This window comes from Methylobacterium sp. J-030, from assembly GCF_022829545.1.
In the GTDB taxonomy this organism is placed as follows: Bacteria; Pseudomonadota; Alphaproteobacteria; order Rhizobiales; family Beijerinckiaceae; genus Methylobacterium.
Genome location: NZ_JAKSYM010000299.1, coordinates 1 through 358, shown reverse-complemented (window position 1 = coordinate 358; position 358 = coordinate 1). Strand labels below are relative to the sequence as shown.

The 358-nt window shown below is 74.9% G+C and carries 1 protein-coding gene; it reads right to left on the bottom strand.

The features are described from left to right. Positions 1 to 239 (bottom strand): hypothetical protein (locus MKK75_RS22660; protein WP_244044772.1); only part of this gene is annotated, 239 nt, incomplete at its 3' end. Positions 240 to 358: the final 119 nt, after the last annotated feature.

The following is a 358-nucleotide window of genomic DNA, read 5'->3' as shown; positions in this document are numbered from 1 at the left end:
CCCGCGCCGGCGGCCGGGACGCCGTGGGACGGGTTGAGGAAGGAGCGGTTGCCGAGCGGGACCCCCGCCCCGCGCTCGCGGGAGATCAGGTAGAAATGGGGGCGCCGGTCCTCGCGGGCGCGCGGGAGGACGCGCTGCGGGTCCGCCGGGACCGCGGGGTGAAGCCGGGTCAGGCTGGTTCCTCCGGGCTCGGGGCCGACGGGAGGGGCCGAGTCCGCGCCTCGACCCTGTAGACGCATCCGTGGTACTGGCCGGTATCTAAGTGGTGGGCCACGGGATGTAACCCGGCCGGCGCGGCCCCCTCCCCCGCAGAGGGGGAGGGGGATTTCCGGCCACGACAAGGCAAGTGATGCTGCTC